This is a genomic window from Paenibacillus cineris, assembly GCF_018333335.1.
Lineage (GTDB): Bacteria > Bacillota > Bacilli > Paenibacillales > Paenibacillaceae > Paenibacillus_AQ > Paenibacillus_AQ favisporus.
In genome coordinates, this window is the sequence record NZ_BORU01000001.1 from 2,636,608 (window position 1) to 2,659,036 (window position 22,429).

The following is a 22,429-nucleotide window of genomic DNA, read 5'->3' on the forward strand; positions in this document are numbered from 1 at the left end:
TTCTTAACAGAAATAAGGGGGAACATGACCATGACAGGTACAGTTGGGAAAAAATTCGGGCTGCTTCTTCTTGCCGGCATGCTGTTCATTTCGGCAGGGTGCAGCAGTTCAGGGGATGGCAAGCCAGCCGATTCGGCCGGCAGCACGCAGGACTCCAAAGCGGACGATACGAGCCCCATCACATTTTCGTTTTTTGGGGCGGACGCGAGCTCGAACTGGAACAAAATGCAGGATGAGGTTGGCCAAGAGATCACCAAAAGGACAGGGGTGACCCTGGATGCGGAATTCGCCGTATCCGGCGCGGGAGCGGATAAAATATCGCTTATGGCGGCGAGCGGTGATTACCCGGATCTGATTTACGGCAAAGGCGATGTCGATAAATTGGTGGAAGCCGGGGCTATGATCGACCTGACCGATTTGATCGACAAGTATGCACCGAATCTGAAAAAGGTATACGGCAAGTATATGAACCGCCTGCCATACAGCAACGACGATAAATCTATCTATGTCATACCAAGTAACGCGGCTGTTGATCAGCAGGACTTTGACGCCGGCAGCGGCTTTGAAATCCAAAATGCGGTGCTGAAGGAGCTGGGTTACCCGAAAGTCAGAACCGTCAAGGATTTTGAAAACGTTCTCCAGCAGTACAAAGATAAGCATCCGACAATTGACGGCAAGCCGACCATTCCGTTAACTTTGGACGCCGATGACTGGAGAATCATGATCACGGTTACGAACCCCGCAGTGTATACTACCGGACTTAAGGACGACGGTGAATACTACATTAATCCGGACACCTTTGAAGCCAAGCTGCACTATAAGCGGCCGGAGGAAAAAGAATACTTCCGCTGGCTGAACCATATGTACAATGTGGGTCTGCTGGATAAAGAAACGTTTGTCCAAAAAAGCGATCAGTATAAGTCCAAAATCGCCAGCGGCCGCGTCCTCGGCCTGATTGACGCCAAATGGGGATATGCGGAAGCGGAGAATGCCCTGAAGTCCAGCGGGAAGGCGGAGCGCACCTACGCCCATTTTCCGGTGACCATGTCGGAAGAGTACAAGGATCATAACTTCCAGGATACCGGATTTATGTCCGGCTGGGGCGTTGGCATTACGACCGCGTGCAAAGATCCTGTACGGGCGATCAAGTTCCTCGACTTCCTTGCATCCGATGAAGGCCAGGTCCTGATCAACTGGGGGATTGAAGGCAAGCACTATAATGTGGTGGATGGCAAACGGGTCATTCCCCAAGAAGTGCTGGATAAGAAAGTGAATGATAACGCCAACTTTACGAAAACTACCGGGATCGGCTTGTACGGAAACATGTCGGCTCACTACGGAGACGGTGTCAAGGACGCCACAGGAAACTATTACACGACGAATTTTCCGGAACAAATTATCGCCTCATACACCAAGCCGGAAAAGGAAACGCTTGAGGCATACGGAGCAACCACCTGGAAAGACCTGTTCCCATCGAGCAAGGAATTTCCGGTCAAGCCGTGGGGTGCTGCCTGGAATATTGCAGCTCCGCAGGACGGTAATTATAACGTGATTTATCAGAAAACGCAGGATATTATCCGTAAACGGATTCCGGAAGCCATTCTGGCAAAACCGGAGCAGTTCGATGCGATCTTTGACGGTATGCTGAAGGAGCTCGACGACGCGGGCGCCGTGGAGATGGAAAAGCAATATACAGAGCTGGTCAAAGCGAGAGTGGAGCTGTGGAGCGGTAAATAAACGCGCATAAAAAGATGCACAAAAGGAGTCTTTAGCTCCTTCTGTGCATCTTCTTTTCTTTTAATAGATTACATATCTGCAATTAACATCTTACATATTTGCGTTTAAAACCAAGCTGCTGCTTGTCCACCGCTTTTTGAATGTTTTCCGAAGCATTTAGGATGCTGCTTTTTTTATGATCGCGTTTCATTTCTACCGGACCGACTGCTTTTGCAGTCTCGACCGCTTTATCATGAAGCGGCAGATAGGATACGGCAACCGTGTATATAAAATTGTTCATCGCCGATTTTGTGCGTTCCGGAGATTCGTGGATTGTCTTTGTCACCAATTCCAGCATATCCGCGAGTTTGCTTTCGTCAAATTGAGTGTCCGGCCGGCTGCCTAGAAGCCAGCAATAACAGCTCCAGCCCGCCGACATTTTCAGCTCCTCACCGCTTGCGATCCATTGATCGGCGACTTGTTGCGCAATATCGGTTTCTGCCAAGGTTACCGCCACCACGTAATCGGACAGCATATAAAAATAGGCCCCCTGAATCCAACGCTCAAAATCCGCTTCGGTCATCGCTTTCGGATCGGCAATGATGCCGGCAAAGTACATGGCGTCATAATTTCCTGTGGCGTACAGCTGCTCAGCCAACGATTGATCGATTTTGATTTTCTTGGCCATGGGTTTCATGGCACCTGTCGCTACGCCAAAAAGCGGTTCGTGTGCTCCATTGGACATATACTGCTTCTTGAGCCGTTCCTTGCCGAGAGCTTCGAGCTCCTGCATGACCTGTTCAAAATCCATGCTTTGACACCGCCTTCTTCAAATTGTTGCCGTATTTATTTTCCGCTTTTGCCGTTCCAAACGAACAGCGAACAGCACTCCACATGGCTCGTCTGAGGAAACATGTCCACGGGCTGGGCCCACTGGAGCTCATAACCGCCGTCGATGAGCACCTTGCTGTCCTTGGCCAACGTGGAAGGGTTACAGGATACATACACGAAACGGTTGGGCTTCGTTTTCAGAACGGTTTCCAGGAAGCGGCGGTCCAGTCCGGTTCGCGGCGGGTCGGCGACGATGACGTCCGGGCGAAGTCCCGCTTTGACCCATCGCGGGAGCAAATCCTCCGCTTCGCCTACATGGAAGCTGGCGTTATGACGGCCGTTGCGCTCGGCATTCCGGTTGGCATCCTCTACAGCTTCTGCGATCGTCTCGATACCACGGACTTCCTTGGCGTGCGGGGCCAGCCAGAGTCCGATCGTGCCGGTGCCGCAGTAAGCATCAATGACCGTCTCGCGGCCGGTCAGACCGGCGGCTGCCCGGACCGATTCGTACAGCTTTACGGTCTGCTGCGGATTGAGCTGAAAGAACGCTCGCGGCGATAAGGAGAATTCCAAATCGCTCAAGGATTCCTGCATGGATTCGGCCCCCCATATGGTGATGGTCCGGTCGCCGAAGATCAGCGAGGTCCGCTTCGGATTGACGTTCAGGGCGATTCCTGCCAATCCGTCGATAGACAATCTGAGCAGACGGATGAGATCGTCCTGACGCGGCAGGCCGCTGTTTGCGCAAACCAACGTCACCTGCAGCTGGTCGGATTGAAAGCCGTGACGCACCACGATCGTACGCACGCCTTCTTTACTGCCGTTTTCTTTGGCCAGCGGGATACGCAGTTCTTCCAGCACGGATTTCACTTTTTCCACGGCCTCATTCACCTTTGGATGCTGGATTGGACAGCCGCTGATATCCACGATGCTGTGGCTGTCGGCTTCGTACAGCCCCGCTATGATTTCGCCGTTCCGGCGTTCCACTTGCAGCTGGGCTTTGTTGCGGTATCCCCAAGGGTGGTCCATGCCCAGGATCGGCTTAAGCTTGAGCTGGTCGATACCGGCATACCGATTGAACGCTTCGCGGACAATGTCCGTTTTGGCCTGCAGCTGTCCTTCATACGAGATATGCTGAATCTGGCAGCCGCCGCATACGCCGAAAACCGGGCAGGGAGGTTCGATCCGGTGGGGAGATCGTTTCTCCACCTCTGTAAGCTGCGCTTTGATAAACTTAGGCTGCACTTCGGTTACCTCGGCCTTGACGACTTCACCGGACAGCGCTCCGTCGATAAAAACCGCCTTCCGCCGATAATAACCTACGCCTTCACCGTTAATGCCCAAACGTTTGATGGTCACGACGATGCGGTCGCCGGTCCGAAGCTCATCGGCATGATCGCGGGCAGAGCCAGGCGTCTGCTTCATCGGCTCATTTTTGCGGAAGCCTTTGCGAGCAGCTGTATCCTTTCGATATAAATGAGTCCCTGCTTGGGACTGTCGTTTGTTATTGGGATGTTTTCGTTCATTCATGTTCGTTCTACACTCCATCGCTTGTTCTTCGTTTCACTATACCACGCGGCCAGGTAGGAATGCCATGTTCCGCAGCCGGGTTCTGCATTTTTCGTGACATTTCCTGTTGGTCAGCGTTTATATCTTAAAAAGCAGCAGAGGTGACCTGTTTCATATGAAAAAGCTGAAATTATTATTATGGATCACGATGGCCACAACGGGATTGGAAATGACGGGATTTGCGATGAATGAATCTGCACTAGCCGCGGCAGGACCACCGTCGGTAGCAGTTCAACATGCAGAATGGAACCAAGGACATCTCCTCGTCCCGGTCCGGCCTCTAATCGAACCGTTGGGAGCCCGTTTAGAATGGTTTCCTGCAGAAAAGGAATTGGTTATCCGCAAAAACGATCTTACCATTCGGCTGGCTGCAAATTTCAAGCGGGCCATCGTGGAGACCCCATCAAGAGGAGAATTTCCTGAATATCCGGACCTGCCGCATCGCGAGTATGCCGATATGGGAGCTCCCGTCCAAGTGTTGAATGGGAGTGTCTATGTTCCATTAAAATTTGTCGCAGCAGCATTGGGAGCTACAGTTGAGTGGGATGGGCCGTCCAAGCTTGCCACGGCGAAGCTGGAAGGAATCCGGATCCAAATTAAACCGTCACCATCTCCTGTTTCTATGCCGGGTACCCAAAAACTGACCTCCGCCCGCATGAAGATGTTGTCGGATAAATTAAACGAAGTCCAAAACCCGGACGCTAAATACGTGAGCGCACACTACAAACCCTATTTTACCGATCGCTTCATCCGTACGCTGATTCATGATCGAGGGCTGCAGGCAGCCGGCCGCTATAAAGATCCGGTAACCCTGCCCGAATATACCGGCAAAACTGCCGCCACGTTTACACAATCGGCTCCGTTAGGGAACGGGCTGACGGGAGAGGATCAATACATTGAGGATCGGGCCGTTACGCTCATCTGGATAGGAGGGGCTTGGAAGGCGGAGCGCGTCGACATCCGCATAAGAACTTTGACGACGGGGTTTGCCGAATACGCACCAATGAACTAGGAACATACGAATCTTTCCTCAGCGTGATCTAACGGACCGGCTTTCTATGAATTCTATATGAAAACGCCTCTAATTATCCGGGTATCTCCTGAAACCGATATGGCTTAAAATACGCCTGAAGGAGATGATAACGATGCCAACACAGACCGACTATCCATTTCAGAATACATCCTTACCTCTAGAAGAACGAGTGAGAGACCTGGTCTCCCGATTTACACTGGAAGAAAAAGTGGAGCTGATGGTTCAATATCAAGCTGCCGTCGAGCGGCTCGGTGTGAAAGCGTATAAACACGGTACGGAAGCAGCCCACGGCATGGCGTGGCTGGGAGAAGCGACCGGATTTCCGCAGCCGATCGGCCTTGGCTGTACGTGGGACACGGAACTCATGAAACGAATCGGCAGCGTCATCGGTGACGAGGCCAGAGGGTTCTACCGCCGTAATCCCGAAGTGAACGGATTGACCCTCTGGGCTCCGACCGTCGATTTGGAACGCGACCCGCGCTGGGGCAGAACAGAAGAAGCCTATGGAGAAGACCCGATCCTGACCGGGAAATTGGCCTCCGCGCTCATTCAGGGCATTCAAGGCGACCATCCTGTATACTTGAAAGCGGTTGCCACTTTGAAGCACTTTATTGCGAATAATAACGAAGTTGGCCGGGGTGACGCTTCGGTCAGCATTGATCCGCGCAACATGAGGGAATATTATTTGAAAGCGTTTGAGATTCCGTTCAAGGAAGGCGGCGCCCAGTCCATGATGACGGCTTACAACGCCATCAACGGCGTGCCGGCGAACCTGAGTCCTGACGTCAAAGCCATCGTTAAGGACGAGTGGGGCATGGACGGTTTTGTTGTAAGCGATGCCTTCGACGTGACCGGTACCGTCCGCGATCATGGATACCTGGATACGTATAAGGAGGCCGTCGCCTGCTCCGTTAAAGAAGGCGGGATTGACAGCATCACGGACGATTCGGCTGTGATCAAGGAGGCGCTGCGTGAAGCGCTGCGTGAGGGACTGCTGGCCGAGAGCGATCTTGACGCCGCACTGACGAATACCTTCCGCGTCCGCTTCCGGCTCGGCGAATTCGATCCTGAAGAGGGCAACCCGTATGCTGCGATCGATGAATCCGTAATCCTGCGGCCAGAGCATGCGGAGCTGTCCCGGGAGGCCGCCCGTAAGGCAATGGTGCTGCTGAAGAATGACCGTGGGCTTCTCCCGCTCAATGCAGACAAGCTGAACAAAGTGGCCGTGATCGGGCCGCTCGCCGGAATGGTGTACCGGGATTGGTACAGCGGTTCGCTCCCTTATGCCGTCACGCCGCTTCAGGGCATCCAAGAGAAGCTTTCCGGGGCAGGAACGAACGGCAAGACAAGTTACAGCGGGGGAACGGACCGGATTCGGCTTAAATCCAAAAAGACGGGGCGGTATGTGCGAATTCAGGCCGGAGAAGAGGCCGCGCTGGCTGCAACGACCGAAAATGCTATGGATGCGTCTGTGTTTGAAATGACGGATTGGGGCTGGGGAAGCCACACCTTAATCTCTGAAGACAACGGCCGCTACCTGACAACTGACGATAAGATCGTTAAAGCGTCGTCCGAACAAATTTGGGAGTGGTTCACCAAAGAAGTCTTCCTCATCCATCCTGCCGAACATGAGCAAGGGTGCGTAACCTTCTCAACATGGAACGGTACACCGGTGACAGTGCATGCCGAATCAGGTCAGCTGCTGGTTGGCGACGGCCAAGCCGCGGAGACCGCGAATGAGATCAACGTTGCAGGTGCTGCCGAGGTATCCGGTGAGGATGCCCCGATCGTCCATGCCGATCTGTTCGAGCTGGAAATCGTCACGGACAAGCTTCAGACTGCCAAAGAAGCAGCTGCGGAAGCGGACCTGGCGGTTGTGTTCGTCGGCAATCATCCGCTGATTAACGGCAAGGAGACGATCGACCGTCCGGACATTACGCTTCCGGAATCGCAGGAGAAGCTGATTCAGGAGGTTTATGCAGCCAATCCGAACACGGTGGTCGTCATCGTAGGCAGTTACCCGTACGCGCTAAACTGGGTGGACGCGAATGTACCGTCCGTCCTGTACACGTCCCATGCCGGCCAGGAACTGGGCCATGCTTTGGCAGACGTGCTGTTCGGGGACACCAACCCGGCGGGACGACTGAATATGACGTGGTATAAATCCGTCGACCAGCTGCCGGAATTTATGGACTATGATGTCATTAAGCACGGCAGAACGTACCAATACTTCGAGGGCGAGGCTCTGTATCCGTTTGGACACGGCTTGTCCTACGCCAGCTTCCGGTACGATGGGCTGCAGCTTGAGAAGGAAAAGCTTACGGCAGGCACGGATCAAACGGTTCGTCTGACATGCAGGGTAACCAACATCGGTGAAGTGGCAGGGGAGGAAGTGGTGCAGCTGTACGGCCGGGCAAATCAGTCCCGCGTCAAGCGTCCGCGCAAGCAGCTGCTTGGATTCCGCAGAGTGATGCTTCAACCGGGCGAGACAGCCGATGTGTCCTTTGAAGTTCCGCTCGATCAGCTGGCGATCTGGGATGTCACCCGCGAGCGCTACTGCATCGAGACCGGCACCTATATGATGATGGCCGGCGCTTCTTCGGAGAACCTGCCGCTGACAGCCGAGCTGGTTGTAGACGGGGAGACCATTCCGCCGCGTGACCTGACGCAATCAACGAAAGCCATCAATTACGACGATTACGAAGGCGTTCTGATTGGTGAGTGTACGGAAGGCGGCAGCGCCGTGATCGTGAAGGATCAATCCGGATGGATCACTTTCCGTGATGCCAAGTTCGAGGACGGTGCGGATACGCTGCGGATCCGGGCGGCCGGAGCGGCGGATGCCGTTGTTGAAGTGCGGCTGGATCATCCTGAAGGGCTGCCTGTGGGCCGTATCACTCTAACTTCAGGCGACTTACAGACATGGCAGGATTATTCCTGCAAGCTTAGCGGAATACACGGAAGCCAGAATGTGTATTTTATTTTGAAAGGGAACCTGGCAATTAGCCAATTCCAATTCGCTTAATCGAAGAGCATCTCATTTTATAATGCAGGATGCCCTATATATATTGGGTAATGTTTTTAACCCGCCTTCAATTGAAGGCGGGTTAAAGTGTTTGATTTAGACAGAATTAGCACGGTTTACTTCGCTCTCGAGTACTGTTCCGGTCCATTTTTGTTTCCTTTTCCAGGATCTGAGCAATGGGTTGGCCGCCTCAAAGTCACGGAGCATGACATCAAGACAATCCTTGAAAGCTTGTTTATCAGGCCATTCAGTGGTATTCCGTTATCGGTAACGATTAGAACTTTCTGTTCAAAGCGCAATATGCCGATGGGAATGACATTTGAGCTTAGTAGGCAGTCATTTTCGTCAAGAAGTCTCATATTTCCGTTTGTCTTTGGTTAATGTTTCCATGCTATAATCGAATCGCCTATTACAAGCGGATGGGGCGGTATGATTTGATCAGAAAAAGAGGGGATTCACCGTGTTAGCGAACAAATCCGGACGATTTCACCGGCTGCAGTGGAAATTGACCTTATTTTATATCCTCACTACGATTATCGTCATGATTCTGCTCGAGATGATTGCCGTTTTGGGTTATTATGCTTTTGTGAATCTCAATACGAACAAAGTCCTTGCCATGCAGGTTGGGACCGTTGCCCAAAATGCTGCTTCAAGCATCAGCGGGCCTTATATCAACCAAAACAAACTCAATCAAGCTCTACGGGAGTGGCCGGCCGAATTCGGTGCTGAATTCCAAGGTTATTCGGCCGTGGTTGACCCAGACGGCGAGATTCTGGCCTTCTCAGGTGATTCTATGCCTGACAGCCGAATGCTTCACATACCTGATAAAGTCCGGCTGAACATCCAGTCAACCTTTGCACTAGTGCCCACAGTGGCCAAGACATTAAGGACTTATACAGCTAAGGTCCAAGATACGGTATATATCGTAGCGCCGATTGCTAATAACGTGGAAGTTCGGGCGGTTCTTGTGGTCAAGGCGAGCCATATCCATCTGGCATCCCAAACCTTCAGCCAGTTTATTCCGAATGCGGCTAGTTTCTTCGGGATCAGTCTGTTGGGATTTCTGGTTGGTGCCACAATTGTCGGTATTGCATTCGGCATTGTAACATCTCGGAGTCTTGTCCGCCGGATTCAGAAGTTTCTCACATCGGCGAACCGCTGGAGTGAAGGTGATTTCTCCGTGTTTGTACAGGACCGTTCCGGTGACGAGTTGGGACAACTGGGTCACAGGCTAAATCATATGGCCGGACAGCTCCAACAGCTGCTGCGGACACGGCAGGATTTGGCGGCGGTCGAAGAGCGCAATCGTTTGGCACGGGAGCTGCACGACAGCATCAAGCAGCAAATGTTTGCAGTCTCTATTTGGGTAAATACCGGAAGATCCTTGATTGAACAGGATAAAGAAACTGCCAAATCGCATTTGGCGGAAGCGGAAAAGCTGATTGGCCATATGCAGAGGGAGCTGAATGCTCTTATATTGGCACTGCGACCGATTGCATTGGAAGGTAAAGATCTGCCCAAGGCTCTCTCGGAGTATGTACGGGCTTGGCAGGGGCAGACAGGCATTGCGGCTGCATTTGAATCATTTGGCGACGATATGGCGCTGCCGGCCATCGAGGAAGCATTCTACAGGATTGCGCAGGAAGCCTTATCTAATGCGGCCCGTCACAGCGGGGCCAGAGAAGTGACGGTTCGTTTGGAGTGCAGCGATTCCATAACGCTCATGATTCGGGATAACGGCCGCGGTTTTGATGAACTGCATATCCGTCCCGGCGTCGGGCTTTCATCCATGAGGGAGCGTATGGCAGCCCTGGGCGGAAAGCTAGATATTTGGAGTGAACCTGGCAAAGGTACCTTGATAACAGCACAGTGCTATACCCGTGAAAACCAAAAGGAAATAAGCTGAGGTTACTGGTATTGATAGATTTCTAGTGTGGGAGTGAGCCGTAGTGACAGAATTGGAACAGATCACCATTCTGATCGTCGATGATCACGCGATTGTAAGGCAGGGATTGCACGCATTATTCAAAATACAGCCGGATTGCCTTGTCGTTGGGGAGGCGGATTCAGGAGAACAAGCCGTTCGGATAGCCGAGGAACTGGTGCCCGATATCGTGCTTATGGATTTGGTCATGCCCGGCATCGGGGGCGTAGAAGCAACCCAGAGGGTAAAGCAGGTCAGTCCAAGATCGCAGATCATTGTATTGACCTCATTTCACGATGATCAGCATATTTTTCCTGCCCTTCGGGCTGGTGCGGTCTCTTATGTTCTGAAGGATATCGAACCAGGCCAATTGGTCGAGACCGTACGAAGATCCGTTCGCGGAGAATCGATGATGCATCCGCAGGTGGCCGCTCGCGTAGTTCAGGAAATTCGCGAATCACGGCATGAGGATGCCAACCCTTTTGCCGAGTTGAGCGATCGTGAGCTTGAGGTGCTTCGCCGGATCGCCGAAGGACTGTCGAATGCCGAAATTGCCGAGAAGCTCATCATCAGCGAAAAAACGGTGAAGGGCCACGTAAGCAATATTTTAAGCAAACTCCATATGCTGGATCGGACCAAAGCTGCCGTATTTGCCTGGCAGAAAGGGTTGATGGAGCCGAATTAGGCCACTGAACGAACTTTAGGTCCTGCCGCTAAACGGATCTCCAGTCGGGTGTCTAAACGGTCCTCAAGAAGCGTTTCAAACCATGTACTCTAATGTATCATTTTTAACGAAGCCGAAGCTTGCAGATCTTCGCTTCTGCAAATAATACATGATAAGGGTGAGTGCGATGACTGCGATTGTACAACGGGAAAAGGGGACCAGCGGATTTTTGAATCGATGGCCAGCTTGGATCAGCAGCGCAGCGATCATCTGGTCGCTGATCTATGAGGGGCTTCAGCTTTACTGGCTGCTAGGCGGAGAAGGATATCCTTATAAGCAGGGAAACATGGGAATATTTTCGGCCTTAATTACCTATATTCCCCAACAAACGGCCGGTCTGATTTCCATGATGATCTGTTTTGTCAGCATACTTGTCGGCATTGCTATGCATAACGTCCGGATCGGCATTCTTTCTCGTTGGCTTATACAAAGCTATGCTTGGGGATTCGCAATCGCGTTAATTTTGTTTATTCCGGATATCAGTTTGATCATGAGTATGGCTTACGCCTTTTTATTTAAGTTCACTTTTACCGGGCAAATGTTTTATCAATTGGTCTGTATATTAGGCGCTTGCCTGTGGGCTTTTGCCGGATTAGGATACCGGCGTAAATCGTTACATGCCTGCATGCATTGCGGGCGAAAGGAAAGTGGGAATCACCGGTTGCTGAATAGAGTTGGTCGCATCGCAGCGGTCATTGCCGCTGTAGCCCCCGTTCCGTATGCGATATCTCGGTTTGCTTGGGCACTTCATATTCCTATGGGGGTCGACCCAAGCTTCGTACGGGACTTCCCTAGGATGAATCCGATGGCTTATGTAACGGAATGGGTGTTTGGCTCGTTATGCATTGGAGGTGGTCTGTTGACTCTTGGGTTGATCCAGAAATGGGGAGAAGTGTTTCCGCGTTGGTTTCCATTTGTAGGGGGCAAAAGGGTGCCCATTTCACTGGCGGTCATTCCTGCATTGTTCGTAGCCGTCCCGGTCACTGCAGCTGGCGTTGTGTTCAGTTTTGCTTATTTGGGTATCCGCTTTAACTTCATCCCACTCGATGGTTTCCCGCTGAATGCTGTTCAAGGGGGCATCGGCCCGATGATATTATGGGTGCCTTGGGGTGTGGCGCTTGCCATTGCAGCCGTTACTTACTATTACCGTCGGCGAGGCGGTTGCGGTTTTTGTAACCGGGCTTAATAGGGGGAGGCCATGAACAAAGATCACACGAGCGTTACTTCAACCACGCAGGTGATGAATGCCTTTGAACGTTTTACTATGCGGTCGGTTTGGCCAGCATATGCAGGTTTCTGTTGGGCGCTGCTTTATGCCGTTTTTGTGCGCTTTTATGAAGCGGCTGCCGGCATCATTGGCGGTTATGGACAGCTTTCCAATCCGAAAGGGTTCAGCATGGCTAGTTATGGAGCGGGAGTTCTAATCATAATCTGCGGTTTTATTCTGCTTGGTCTTGTCAAGCCATGGGGGCTTACGGTTCCCGCATGGGTCCCCCATTTCAGGCGCAAAAGAATTCCCCGCCAGTTGATTTTGATCCCCACTCTGTTCAGCACCTCTATCCTCATAGCTCATGGGACAACTGGGATCGTTACCAAGACGCTGTTCCTGGTTGGGGCTATTCCTCTGGAGCTGAAAGGGTGGGCAGTCATTGACAAAGAACGGCTAGCTATATGGGATCTAATTTTTTATGAACCATGGTTTCTGATCATGGGCATAATGAGCGGGCTGGCTGCCGCGCACTATGCTCATGCTTCCGGGGTGATGCTCCCAAGATTCCGGCTGTGGATGATCCGATTTGTTGTGATCGTATCACTTCTGACTTTGTTATTAATTGCGTCGATCGTATTCGATTTTTCCGATATTTTGAGTTTTTGACATGATCCGTTTTAGGAAAGTGGAGGGTTCATATACCAAAAAGCCGCTAAATTAGCGGCTTTTTGCAGTGATCCGGTACCAATGTCCTTGTGATTTATATCATGAATAATTAATAATATTAATTAAAAACGGTGATCTTTGCTTCTGCTGAACAGCGCTTGGTTGTACTTTAAGCTGTTCTCGACCTGAAGTTTCGTCGGCGCGGCATTGATATGATCGTCCTGTGCGGCATTTCGACATCCATTGGTGTGGATACGACGGCCCGTGAAGCCTATCAGCATGGATATCAATAAGTGTTTGCAGAAGATGCGATGCCCATCCACCAAGAAAGAACATGATTATGTGTGTTGTACGATTTTTCACCGAATCGGGAAGTTACGCACTAGTGAACAAATCCTTAACATAATTAATTAAATTTGATCATCATAAAGAGAACAAGCCCCAATCTCACTGAGATCGGGGCTTGCTGTTCTTGTGGCGCGGCTTGTGTTTCACCTATTGAAATGAGGGAACCCCCTTACTGGATAGAGGCTTGCTTCAAATCACTTTTAGGCGGCAGACCATACAATCGGGCATACTCGCGGCTGAATTGGGAAGGACTTTCATATCCAACCTGGAAAGCTGCATCGGCTGCCCCCATTTTTTCACTGATCATGAGATGTCTCGCTTCCTGGAGTCGAATCCGCTTCTGATATTGCAGCGGGCTCAGAGCCGTGACCTGTTTGAAATGTTTATGAAAAGACGACGCGGCCATATTTACTTCTTTGGCCAGCTCCTCAACGCGAAGCGGTTTGGAATAATCACGATGGATGAGCTGAATGGCCTTCGCAATGGCGTGCGCTTGGCTGCCGATCACCGCAAACTGTTTGACCAAATGGCCTTGCTCGCCCTGCAGAACGCGGAAGAGAATTTCCCGTGTAATCAAGGGAGCCAGGATAGGGATTTCGGCAGGTTGGTCGAACAATTTTACCAGCCTCAGCAGGGCATCAAGCAGTTGCGAATTCGTCTTGCCGACAAATATGCCGCTTCCCGGCTCGGATTCTTCAGGCCAGGCCAGATCTGTATGCTGCAGTATATCCAGAATTTGATCCGGCGTAAACTCCAAGTGAAGCCCAATGAACGGAACCTCAGGTGATGCCTCGGTGATCTCACTTTTGATCGGGAGATGGACGGATGTTACGAGGTACGTGGTCGGATTGTAATGGTAAATCTCTTGACCAAGCGCTGCGGATTTGGCGCCCTGGACAATGAAGCATAAAGAAGGCGCGTACATGCTATGAATAGGTTCGGACGTCGCCGTGGCCCGCATCATGTGCAGCGACGGGATCTCTGTTATATGTAATCCATCCGTCTGCAACAGCTGATTTAGCCGCCCGGATAATTCAGACAAATAGGGTTCGAGTCCGTTGGGTTGCATTTCTCGATCCATTTTCAGAACGCCTCCTTGTTCAAACATACGGTAAGAATAACAAAGGAGCTGACATCAGGCAAGAATGGATAGATGTTCTGAACAGCCGTATATCATATCGGGGCTATGGGGTTATCGAATCTGCGCATAAAATTGGCGATGAAGATCGCGAACTTGCTCAGCAAGTTCAGGAACAGGGCCGTCGATGACCGTGTCACGAATTACATCCTGGATCGGGAGGCTTCGTACACGTGGTGGGGAAGCTCCGATTTCCTCCAGCCATTGCATCAGCTGCTTGGACGAACTGGCATAAACAATTCGGCCTAATCCAACCCAGCCGTGGGCCGCAGCGCACATCGGGCAATGCTCGCCTGAAGTATAGACCGTCGCCTTGCTTCGTTCTTCAGTCGTCATGTTCAGGGCCGCCCAACGTGCCAGCTCAAATTCCGGATGCCGGGTATGATCGCCGCCGGCTACGCGGTTATGGTCTTCCGCCAGTACCTCACCATCGGCAGAGACAAGTATGGAGCCAAAGGGCTCATCGCCTTCCTCTAGAGCGGCTTTGGCCAACGCTACACAGCGTCTGAGATGCTTCAGATCATTTTCCTGAATCATCATAAGAACCTCCTTTTACGGATGTAGAAGCCGATTCATTCCGTCAACTTCTTCTTTTTTTCTGTTATGCGGAAATGTTACCATGGAGATGGCCGAAGGAAAAATATAAAAAAGGTTCAGGACCAATGAGCTTTTTCATATACCAACGAGGAGTGAGCATTTATGCAGCAAAAAATAGGACATGTTACGCTGCTGGTTAACAATTTTGACGAAGCGATTGAATTTTACACAGAAAAGGCAGGGTTCGTTCTGTTAACGGACAACCATTTCGGGAACGGCATGAGATGGGTCACCGATGCGCAAACCGCCATCGTATTTGTGGTGGCAGACACGGAGGCTAAGCAGGACAGGGTTGGAACCCAAGCAGCGAACCACGTATTCCTCGTCGTCCAAACCGATGACTTCTATCGCGATTACGAACAAATGAAGGCAAACGGTGTTCATTTTCTCAGTGAACCGAAAGAGGTCCCATGGGGCATTGAGGCGGTCTTCGAGGATCTCTATGGAAATCGGCTGGACCTTGTCCAACATAACGGATTTTAAAGACTGATCCATACCACATAGAAATCTAGGAATCGTGAGGTTAGCATGAAGCCAATTAGAAACTCTGCGAAAGCGATCATCATTCAGCAAGGAAAATTGTTACTGACCAAAAACAAGGATAACGACGGTTTTTTCTACCTGTTCCCCGGCGGCGGCCAGGAGCACGGAGAAGTACTGAAAGAGACCCTCAAGAGGGAATGCATCGAAGAACTTGGAGTACAAGTTGAGGTGCAGGACCTTGTTTACGTGCGCGAGTACATCGGGAAAAATCATGAGTTCGCAGCATGGGATCATGACGTTCATCAAGTGGAGTTTTATTTTGTCTGCTCGCTTGCACAGGAGGCGCCGGCACGGATGAATGGAACCCAGCCCGACCAGGATCAGATCGGCGTAGAATGGGTGGATATTCGTCAACTCGGCCACATCAGGCTGTATCCGAAAGCGCTTGGACATCAATTAGTGAATAATGAAATGAACATACGGTATCTCGGTGATGTGAATTAAGTGATTCAGGTGAATAACCGCAGGTCATTTATACGAATCTTTGAGGTTTTAGAAAGTTAGCGATGACCTTTGGGATGGTGAGGTTGTTCGTTTGCTGAAAATCGAATGATTTAACAAATGAGAGTGATAAGGGAGCCTGAGCGGCTTCTTTTTTTATGTGGATTTGAGAAAGCAGAAATCTGTTGAGGGTTAAGTTATTTTCAGGGATGATTCAGAATATATGTTCTGGTATAATAAGCAGGAGAATTTTGGGAAAACAACAAGACCTTCATGAATTGAAGTCGATTAAATATCTTTCAATACCCATAAGGAGGACTAGCCATGCCAAAGTTAATTGGCTCCGCGGCTATAATTTTGGATGCTGAGGGAAGAGTGCTGCTGGTAAAACACAGCTATGGCAAACACAATTGGGACCTTCCCGGCGGTAAGGCGGAAGAGAACGAGTCGGCTCAGGAAACTGCAAAAAGGGAAGTATTTGAGGAAGTCGGCATGGAAGTGCTTATCGGGAACCTAACAGGCATATATTACGATCCGGATTATGACATTCATCACTTTGTGTTCCTTGCGACGAGTAAAGATACCCGTGCGCCTCAGCCAAGCTCGCCTGAAATTATGGAATGCGGATTTTATTCAAGAGACGAACTGCCTAGACCCATTAGTGATTTCACATGCAGACGGATCGAAGATGCACTTCGCAATAACCCAAATCATGAGCTGTTTCACAAAGTGGGGCCAAGACAATGGATCGAATAGTGATCAGTAGGGGATCCATAATGTTCGGGCTAATAAAGGAAGGGGTGTGAACATGGAACTAGCACTCGAGTTTATCCAAAGCATGAAGGTCAAGTTGATATCCGAACAAAGAGGGACGCTTAAAGCCATTGAACAAGTGTCGGAAGAAGATATTACCTGGCACCCGACTCCGGAAAGCAACAGTATTGCTAATTTGGTTGCGCATATTCGGGGCGCTGCCCACTCTCGGGTCGAGACGATCTTGTATAACATTCCGGACAAGCGGGCCAGGGAGAAGGAATTCGAACGTGGACTGATGATGACGAAAGAAGAGGCATATCAGCATACAAAAGAAGCGTTTGATATCATTCTTCAGTATCTTGAACAGCTTCAATCCGAGCCGGAGCAATTGATGTCCCAGCCTTTCCTCCATCTGCCGCCGCTTACATACAGCCAAGTGAACAACGAAACGACAGCCCTAAATCTGATGATGGCGATGTTCAGAGAAGTGCACTACCATACGGGACAGATCATATATATTGCCAAAATGAGAAAAGGCGAGTTAACTTGGGACTGAAGAGATCAGAAACTGTAGTTCTGTACATTTTTCGGAAAGGGGACAAGGTATGGAAAAAATGAAATGGGTGCTGCTTGCGATCTCATCGTTAATCTCGGCAGTCTGCTCGTTACGGGCAGGATATCTGTGCCTGCATCCGATGATCCCCGAGACAGGTCCTGTGGGTGAGCCTCCTGAACCTGAGCGTTTTCAAGCCGTTCTTTGGTATATAGCTTCCGGGTTGTTATTCATCTCATTCATCATTGCTGTTGTTCGATCGATCAGCAGCTGGGTGCAAAGGGGATGGCGTATACCTCACGATTAGCTGCCATGAAAACTAGAAACAAAGCAATCGAAAAGAAACGCAGGTTCCCTTGATCGGCTACAATCATCATAGAATGATTATAGCCGGGAGGTATGACACGAATGAAATTGCACAAGATTACCCCAAACCTGTGGTTCGATTCTCAAGCAGAAGAGGCGGCGAATTTTTATACGTCCATTTTCCATGATTCCAAAATCGGCAGAATTGCCCGCTACGGTCCGGAAAGCCGGGGTGTAGAAGGAACGGTGATGACCGTGGAATTTCAATTGGAAGGGCAGTCATTCGTCGCGCTGAATGGGGGTCCGCATTTTAAGTTCAATGAGGCCATATCTTTTATCGTTCATTGCGATGATCAGGCGGAGCTGGACTATTATTGGGATAAGCTCTCCGAAGGAGGAGACGAAAAGGCGCAGGTTTGCGGATGGTTAAAAGATCCATTCGGCGTATCCTGGCAAATCATCCCCAGCCATTTAACGGAGATGATCTGTGACCCCGACCCGGCAAGAGCAGGGCGAGTCATGCAAGCCATACTTCAGACGAAAAAGAAAATCGACATAAAGGCGCTGCACCAAGCTTACGACAATTAGAGTTCTTACCCGAGTAAAATACAAAGGTTCGAAATCAAGGCCATCCATCAGGGTGGCCTTTTGCACTTTTGCGTCTCACCGTTGGAGGTCATCTCAATAACGCCGTAAAATTCCTGGCCTTCACAAATTTTTTGTTTTAACAAAGCCACTGTGATTTACTTCACAGGCAAAGCCTCCCATATCCGTTACGATATCAATGTAATTAATTTCACAAGGTTGCACGGGAGGCGTGTTTATGAGCAGACGATTGGTGATGATAGGCAACGGGATGGCGGGGGCGCGGTGTATCGAGGAAATTCTCCGCCGGGACCGCGACCGCTACGAGATAACGATGATCGGGGATGAGCCGTATCCCAACTATAACCGAATTATGCTGTCCCCTGTGCTGCAAGGGAAAACAACGTTTGAAGAAATCACGATTAACGATTGGGACTGGTATCAGTCCAATAACATACAATTGCTGTCCAAGGAACGGGCTGTAGAGATTAACCGGGCGTCGAAGGAAGTCCGAACCGACCGGGGAACCGTCGTCCCCTACGACGAGCTCATTATCGCGACCGGATCCAGCGCGTTTATTTTACCTGTACCAGGACATGACCTGGAAGGCGTCGTCGGTTTCCGCACCATTGAAGACACGAAAGTGATGCTGGAAACGGCTAAACAATACAAAAAGGCGGTCGTGATCGGCGGCGGACTGCTCGGCCTGGAAGCAGCTCGCGGATTGATGAACCAGGGGATGGAGGTCCATGTCGTTCATTTGCTGCCGCATCTGATGGAAATGCAGCTCGACGCGGCAGCGGCAAAGCTGCTTCAGCAGGACTTGGAAGCCCAGGGCATGAAGTTTCTGATGGAAAAGAAAACAACGGAAATTTACGGTGATGGGAGAGTACAAGGGCTTCGGTTTGAAGACGGAACGAACGTCGAATGCGATCTTGTCGTCATGGCCGTCGGCATTCGTCCCAATGCAGCGCTGGCGCGGGACGCGGGACTGGCGGTTGGCCGGGCGATTCAAGTCAACGAACTGATGCAGACGACGGACCCGTCAATTTATGCCGTAGGCGAATGCGCTGAACACCGCGGCATAGCCTATGGTCTGGTGGCGCCATTGTATGAACAGGGCATCGTGCTTGCGGACCACCTTACGGGCCGGCCAACGGAAGGTTACGCGGGCAGCGTGTTGTCCACGCAGCTTAAGGTAGCGGGATGCGATCTGTTTTCCGGCGGAGAAATCCATGCGGATGCGGACACGAAAGCGATCGTTGTGCAGGACGAGGTCGCCGGATCCTACAAAAAGATCCTGGTTCGCGAGAACCGCATCGTCGGTGTCGTGCTGTACGGGGACGTATCCGACGGAACCCGGCTGTTCAGCCTGCTGAAGAAGGGCAGCGACATTCAGGAATATACGAGTGCCTCCGTTCTTCATAAAGCCGGGGGAGACAGCGGACTCGATGTCGCGTCGATCAGCGCGGACGAAACGATTTGCGGGTGCAACGGCGTAACCAAGGGACGCATCGTCGGCGCCATTCTCGAGAACGGACTGACCACGTTCGACGAAGTGAAAGCTGTAACCAAAGCCGGAGGCTCATGCGGCAAATGCCGCGGCATGGTTGAAGCGATCCTCGCGCATACGCTGGGCGACAAATTCGACGCATCGGCGCAGAAGGCGGCAGGCATGTGCGCCTGCACGACGCTTACCCGCGATGAGGTGGTGGCCGCCATTCGCGAGAAAGGTCTGCAGTCGCCTCGGGAGACACGTATCGTGCTCGGGTTTGCATCCGAGGAAGGCTGCTCGAAGTGCCGTCCGGCACTGAATTATTATTTGCGGATGCTGCATCCGGAGACGTATGCCGACGATAAGGCATCCAGATATGTCAACGAACGAATGGAAGGCAACATGCAGAAGGACGGCACATTCTCCGTCATTCCGCGGATGTATGGCGGAACGACGACACCGGAGGATTTGATCCGCATCGGCGAAGTCGCGAAGAAATACAACGTTCCCCTGGTGAAAATTACGGGCGCAAGCCGCATCGGGCTGTACGGCGTACAGAAGGAAGACGTCCCGAACGTTTGGGAGGAGCTGGAGATGCGTTCGGGGTACGCCTACTCCAAGTCGCTGCGTAACGTCAAATCGTGTGTCGGTTCGAGATTTTGCCGGTTCGGCACCCAGGACTCGTTAGGGCTTGGCATCCGGCTGGAACAGGAGATCGAGATGGTCGATACGCCGCACAAAATGAAAATGGGCGTGACCGGCTGTCCTCGAAACTGTGCCGAAGTATTGACGAAGGATTTTGGCGTCGTCTGCGTGGAGAACGGATACCAGCTGTATTTTGGCGGAAACGGCGGCACCGAGGTCCGGGAATGCGACAGCCTGACGACGGTGGCGACAGCGGATGAGGTGATCCTGTTGGCTAAAGCCTACGTACAGCTATACCGGGAAACCGGCATTTACGGCGAACGCACAGCTCCATGGGTGAAGCGCATGGGCACGGATTGGGTGCGCCAAATGCTGGGCAATGAGCAGGAGATTGCCGGTTTAGCCAGCCGCTTCGAGCATGCGAAAACAACGTATCGCGAAGCATGGTCAGCCGCGCTGGAAGACGAAGAACGCCGCCGGATGTATACCGTGGAGAGACCATAAGGGGAGGGAAGGGCATGAGCGCGACGAGAGAAATGTTGAAAGTGATGAAGCTGGAGGAGCTGAAGCCGCAGATTGGCAAGGAGGTACGCGTTGGCGATGAGTCGGTTGCGTTGTTCCAGCTGTCAAACGGGGAGGTGCGGGCGGTAAGCAACCGGTGTCCCCACAAGAACGGTCCGCTTGCTGAGGGGATTGTGTCGGGTGAATTTGTCTTTTGTCCGCTGCACGACTGGAAAATTTCGCTGACGACAGGGGAAGTGCAAAAGCCGGACGACGGCTGCATCCAGACCTACGAAACCGCGGTCATCGACGGTTACGTCTATATTGGAGGACTGAAAGAGCATGAAAAACACCATTCAGATCGTTGAAACCGCCGGGGTAAACAAGGTTAGCCTCATGAACCGGAGTATAGGCAAATACTTTGTATCCTCGATGCTTGCCGGTTTGTTCGTTGGTCTCGGCATCATACTGATCTTTACGATCGGCGGACTGCTCGCGCCGGTTCACGCACCCGCCATGAAGATCGTCATGGGAGCCAGCTTTGGTATCGCCTTGAGTCTGGTCCTGATGGCAGGATCGGACTTGTTTACAGGCAACAATATGGTCATGGTGGTCAGCACGCTGAACAAGAAGACGACCTGGCTCGATACGCTTAAAATATGGCTGTACAGCTACCTCGGCAATTTTGCCGGATCCTTGCTGGTCGCGGCGATCTTCGTATGGACGGGACTGGCGAAAGGGGGAACGGCCGAATTCATCAACAGCACGGCTGCTGTTAAAATGAATGCACCGTTTATGGAATTGTTCATGCGGGGAATTTTATGTAACACGCTCGTCTGTCTTGCCGTCTGGTGCTCCATGAAGCTGAAGGACGAGACTGCCAAGCTGGTCATGATTTTCTGGTGTCTGTTCGCCTTTATTACCTCCGGGTTCGAGCACAGTGTGGCGAACATGACGCTGCTCTCGGTCTCGCTCTTCATCCCGCATCCAGACACGGTAACCTGGGGAGGGCTGGCCGCAAACCTGATTCCGGTTACCCTCGGTAATATGGTCGGCGGCAGCGTATTCGTAGGCCTGGCTTATTGGTATATGACGAAAGATAAAGAGAAGGTGGAGATCGAAACTCTGCCGCAAAGCAAAAGGTCTGCAAGTTAATGATGTGAAATAGTCAAACGCCGTGAGCCTTCCTTTATAGAGCCCCAGGGGTGCAGCCCGAATGAAAACCAAGAAAGCGCGGTACGCCCCATCAGGTCGCTTTCTTGGCTTTTGGCTTCCACGTTGGCGCTTCCGTCTCAGCAGGCTCCTCAATGATAGCCATGGCTTCATCATAACGGCGGCTTTTGAATAGAATGATCAGTTCCTCGAGATCTTCCCTGTCCAACAGCTTGACCCCGTTCACGCCCGCCAGGATGCGGCAGGCTTCGGTGTATCTGCCGGAGGTCAGCACGATGGCCCGTTCAGCTTCATAGTAACGCATCGAGGTATATACCTCCTGAACCGCTCCGATGCTGACCGGGTTGCTGTTGCCGTAGCGCTTGGCCTGTAAGACGTTCCTTAGTCCGTTCTGATCCGTAAATACCAAGTCGGCTCCAAAATCACGGCTGGCTGTCGTTTGATACACTTCTCTATATCCGAGCTCGTGAAACAGCCGGAAGAGATACAGCTCAAATTCAGAGCCGTCTGCCATTAAATCGATATCCTTGATCGTAATCTTGCGCGGATTCGCCTCCCGGCGGATCCTTTTTCTGCGGTTTCTGACCAAACGTATGACGAATAGGACGAGGAGCAGGGCAACAAGCCCGGCGATCATGATGGTCGTTGTA

Annotated in this window: 21 protein-coding genes and 1 pseudogene; 17 read left to right on the forward strand and 5 right to left on the reverse strand. The window is 51.5% G+C overall.

Annotated features, from left to right (window positions below; all coding sequences use genetic code 11):
* The first annotated feature begins 24 nt into the window (after nt 1-24).
* Nucleotides 25-1,737, forward strand: a complete 1,713-nt coding sequence (locus KI379_RS12345) for an ABC transporter substrate-binding protein (protein WP_373309553.1) — start codon at nt 25-27, stop codon at nt 1,735-1,737.
* An 82-nt stretch (nt 1,738-1,819) separates the two neighbouring features.
* Here KI379_RS12345 and KI379_RS12350 read toward each other — a convergent pair whose 3' ends face one another.
* Nucleotides 1,820-2,527: a DNA alkylation repair protein gene (locus KI379_RS12350; protein ID WP_145133657.1), complete on the reverse strand. Its 708-nt coding sequence runs from the start codon at nt 2,525-2,527 to the stop codon at nt 1,820-1,822.
* Nucleotides 2,528-2,562: 35 nt separating this feature from the next.
* Nucleotides 2,563-3,972, reverse strand: coding sequence for a 23S rRNA (uracil(1939)-C(5))-methyltransferase RlmD (gene rlmD / locus KI379_RS12355; RefSeq protein ID WP_212984706.1), 1,410 nt, complete (start codon nt 3,970-3,972; stop codon nt 2,563-2,565).
* 259 nt (nt 3,973-4,231) lie between these two features.
* Here rlmD and KI379_RS12360 point away from each other — a divergent pair, with 259 nt between their 5' ends.
* The 7 genes and pseudogenes from KI379_RS12360 to KI379_RS12390 all read left to right on the forward strand — a co-directional run.
* Complete coding sequence (locus KI379_RS12360; protein WP_212983737.1) at nt 4,232-5,128, forward strand: copper amine oxidase N-terminal domain-containing protein; 897 nt, start codon at nt 4,232-4,234, stop codon at nt 5,126-5,128.
* A 133-nt stretch (nt 5,129-5,261) separates the two neighbouring features.
* Complete coding sequence (locus KI379_RS12365; RefSeq protein ID WP_212983738.1) at nt 5,262-8,174, forward strand: glycoside hydrolase family 3 protein; 2,913 nt, start codon at nt 5,262-5,264, stop codon at nt 8,172-8,174.
* A 460-nt stretch (nt 8,175-8,634) separates the two neighbouring features.
* Nucleotides 8,635-10,080, forward strand: coding sequence for a sensor histidine kinase (locus KI379_RS12370; RefSeq protein WP_244879270.1), 1,446 nt, complete (start codon nt 8,635-8,637; stop codon nt 10,078-10,080).
* Between the two features lie 43 nt (nt 10,081-10,123).
* On the forward strand, nt 10,124-10,783 hold the full coding sequence (locus tag KI379_RS12375; protein WP_212983739.1) for a response regulator: 660 nt from the start codon (nt 10,124-10,126) through the stop codon (nt 10,781-10,783).
* Between the two features lie 166 nt (nt 10,784-10,949).
* On the forward strand, nt 10,950-12,008 hold the full coding sequence (locus tag KI379_RS12380) for a hypothetical protein (RefSeq protein WP_212983740.1): 1,059 nt from the start codon (nt 10,950-10,952) through the stop codon (nt 12,006-12,008).
* Between the two features lie 12 nt (nt 12,009-12,020).
* Nucleotides 12,021-12,698: a DUF3995 domain-containing protein gene (locus KI379_RS12385; protein WP_212983741.1), complete on the forward strand. Its 678-nt coding sequence runs from the start codon at nt 12,021-12,023 to the stop codon at nt 12,696-12,698.
* A 179-nt stretch (nt 12,699-12,877) separates the two neighbouring features.
* Nucleotides 12,878-13,112, forward strand: a pseudogene (locus KI379_RS12390) (isochorismatase family protein); the annotation flags it as partial.
* Between the two features lie 103 nt (nt 13,113-13,215).
* Here the strand turns inward: KI379_RS12390 and KI379_RS12395 are convergent.
* Both KI379_RS12395 and KI379_RS12400 read right to left on the reverse strand, forming a co-directional pair.
* Nucleotides 13,216-14,127: an AraC family transcriptional regulator gene (locus tag KI379_RS12395; RefSeq protein ID WP_089547259.1), complete on the reverse strand. Its 912-nt coding sequence runs from the start codon at nt 14,125-14,127 to the stop codon at nt 13,216-13,218.
* A 111-nt stretch (nt 14,128-14,238) separates the two neighbouring features.
* Complete coding sequence (locus KI379_RS12400; RefSeq protein WP_076165668.1) at nt 14,239-14,721, reverse strand: nucleoside deaminase; 483 nt, start codon at nt 14,719-14,721, stop codon at nt 14,239-14,241.
* A 162-nt stretch (nt 14,722-14,883) separates the two neighbouring features.
* Between KI379_RS12400 and KI379_RS12405 the strand changes: the two genes are divergently transcribed.
* From KI379_RS12405 to KI379_RS12445, 9 genes are all read left to right on the forward strand, one after another.
* The gene (locus KI379_RS12405) at nt 14,884-15,264 is read left to right on the forward strand and encodes a VOC family protein (protein WP_212983742.1); all 381 of its coding nucleotides are present in this window, start codon (nt 14,884-14,886) and stop codon (nt 15,262-15,264) included.
* 45 nt (nt 15,265-15,309) lie between these two features.
* Nucleotides 15,310-15,768: an NUDIX domain-containing protein gene (locus KI379_RS12410; protein WP_212983743.1), complete on the forward strand. Its 459-nt coding sequence runs from the start codon at nt 15,310-15,312 to the stop codon at nt 15,766-15,768.
* Nucleotides 15,769-16,089: 321 nt separating this feature from the next.
* Nucleotides 16,090-16,521, forward strand: coding sequence for an NUDIX hydrolase (locus tag KI379_RS12415; protein ID WP_212983744.1), 432 nt, complete (start codon nt 16,090-16,092; stop codon nt 16,519-16,521).
* Between the two features lie 52 nt (nt 16,522-16,573).
* On the forward strand, nt 16,574-17,077 hold the full coding sequence (locus KI379_RS12420) for a DUF1572 family protein (protein WP_212983745.1): 504 nt from the start codon (nt 16,574-16,576) through the stop codon (nt 17,075-17,077).
* A 49-nt stretch (nt 17,078-17,126) separates the two neighbouring features.
* On the forward strand, nt 17,127-17,381 hold the full coding sequence (locus tag KI379_RS12425) for a hypothetical protein (RefSeq protein ID WP_152404404.1): 255 nt from the start codon (nt 17,127-17,129) through the stop codon (nt 17,379-17,381).
* 101 nt (nt 17,382-17,482) lie between these two features.
* Nucleotides 17,483-17,968 (forward strand): VOC family protein, encoded by a 486-nt coding sequence (locus KI379_RS12430; RefSeq protein WP_373309554.1) that lies wholly within the window; start codon nt 17,483-17,485, stop codon nt 17,966-17,968.
* Between the two features lie 235 nt (nt 17,969-18,203).
* A complete protein-coding gene (nirB, locus tag KI379_RS12435; RefSeq protein WP_212983746.1) occupies nt 18,204-20,609 on the forward strand; it encodes a nitrite reductase large subunit NirB in 2,406 nt (801 codons plus the stop codon).
* A 14-nt stretch (nt 20,610-20,623) separates the two neighbouring features.
* Complete coding sequence (gene nirD, locus KI379_RS12440; RefSeq protein WP_212983747.1) at nt 20,624-20,974, forward strand: nitrite reductase small subunit NirD; 351 nt, start codon at nt 20,624-20,626, stop codon at nt 20,972-20,974.
* A complete protein-coding gene (locus tag KI379_RS12445) occupies nt 20,949-21,761 on the forward strand; it encodes a formate/nitrite transporter family protein (RefSeq protein ID WP_212983748.1) in 813 nt (270 codons plus the stop codon). The genes nirD and KI379_RS12445 overlap by 26 nt, the downstream gene beginning before the upstream one ends.
* Nucleotides 21,762-21,852: 91 nt before the next feature.
* Here the strand turns inward: KI379_RS12445 and KI379_RS12450 are convergent, their stop codons facing one another.
* Nucleotides 21,853-22,416, reverse strand: coding sequence for a restriction endonuclease (locus KI379_RS12450; RefSeq protein ID WP_212984708.1), 564 nt, complete (start codon nt 22,414-22,416; stop codon nt 21,853-21,855).
* Nucleotides 22,417-22,429: the final 13 nt, after the last annotated feature.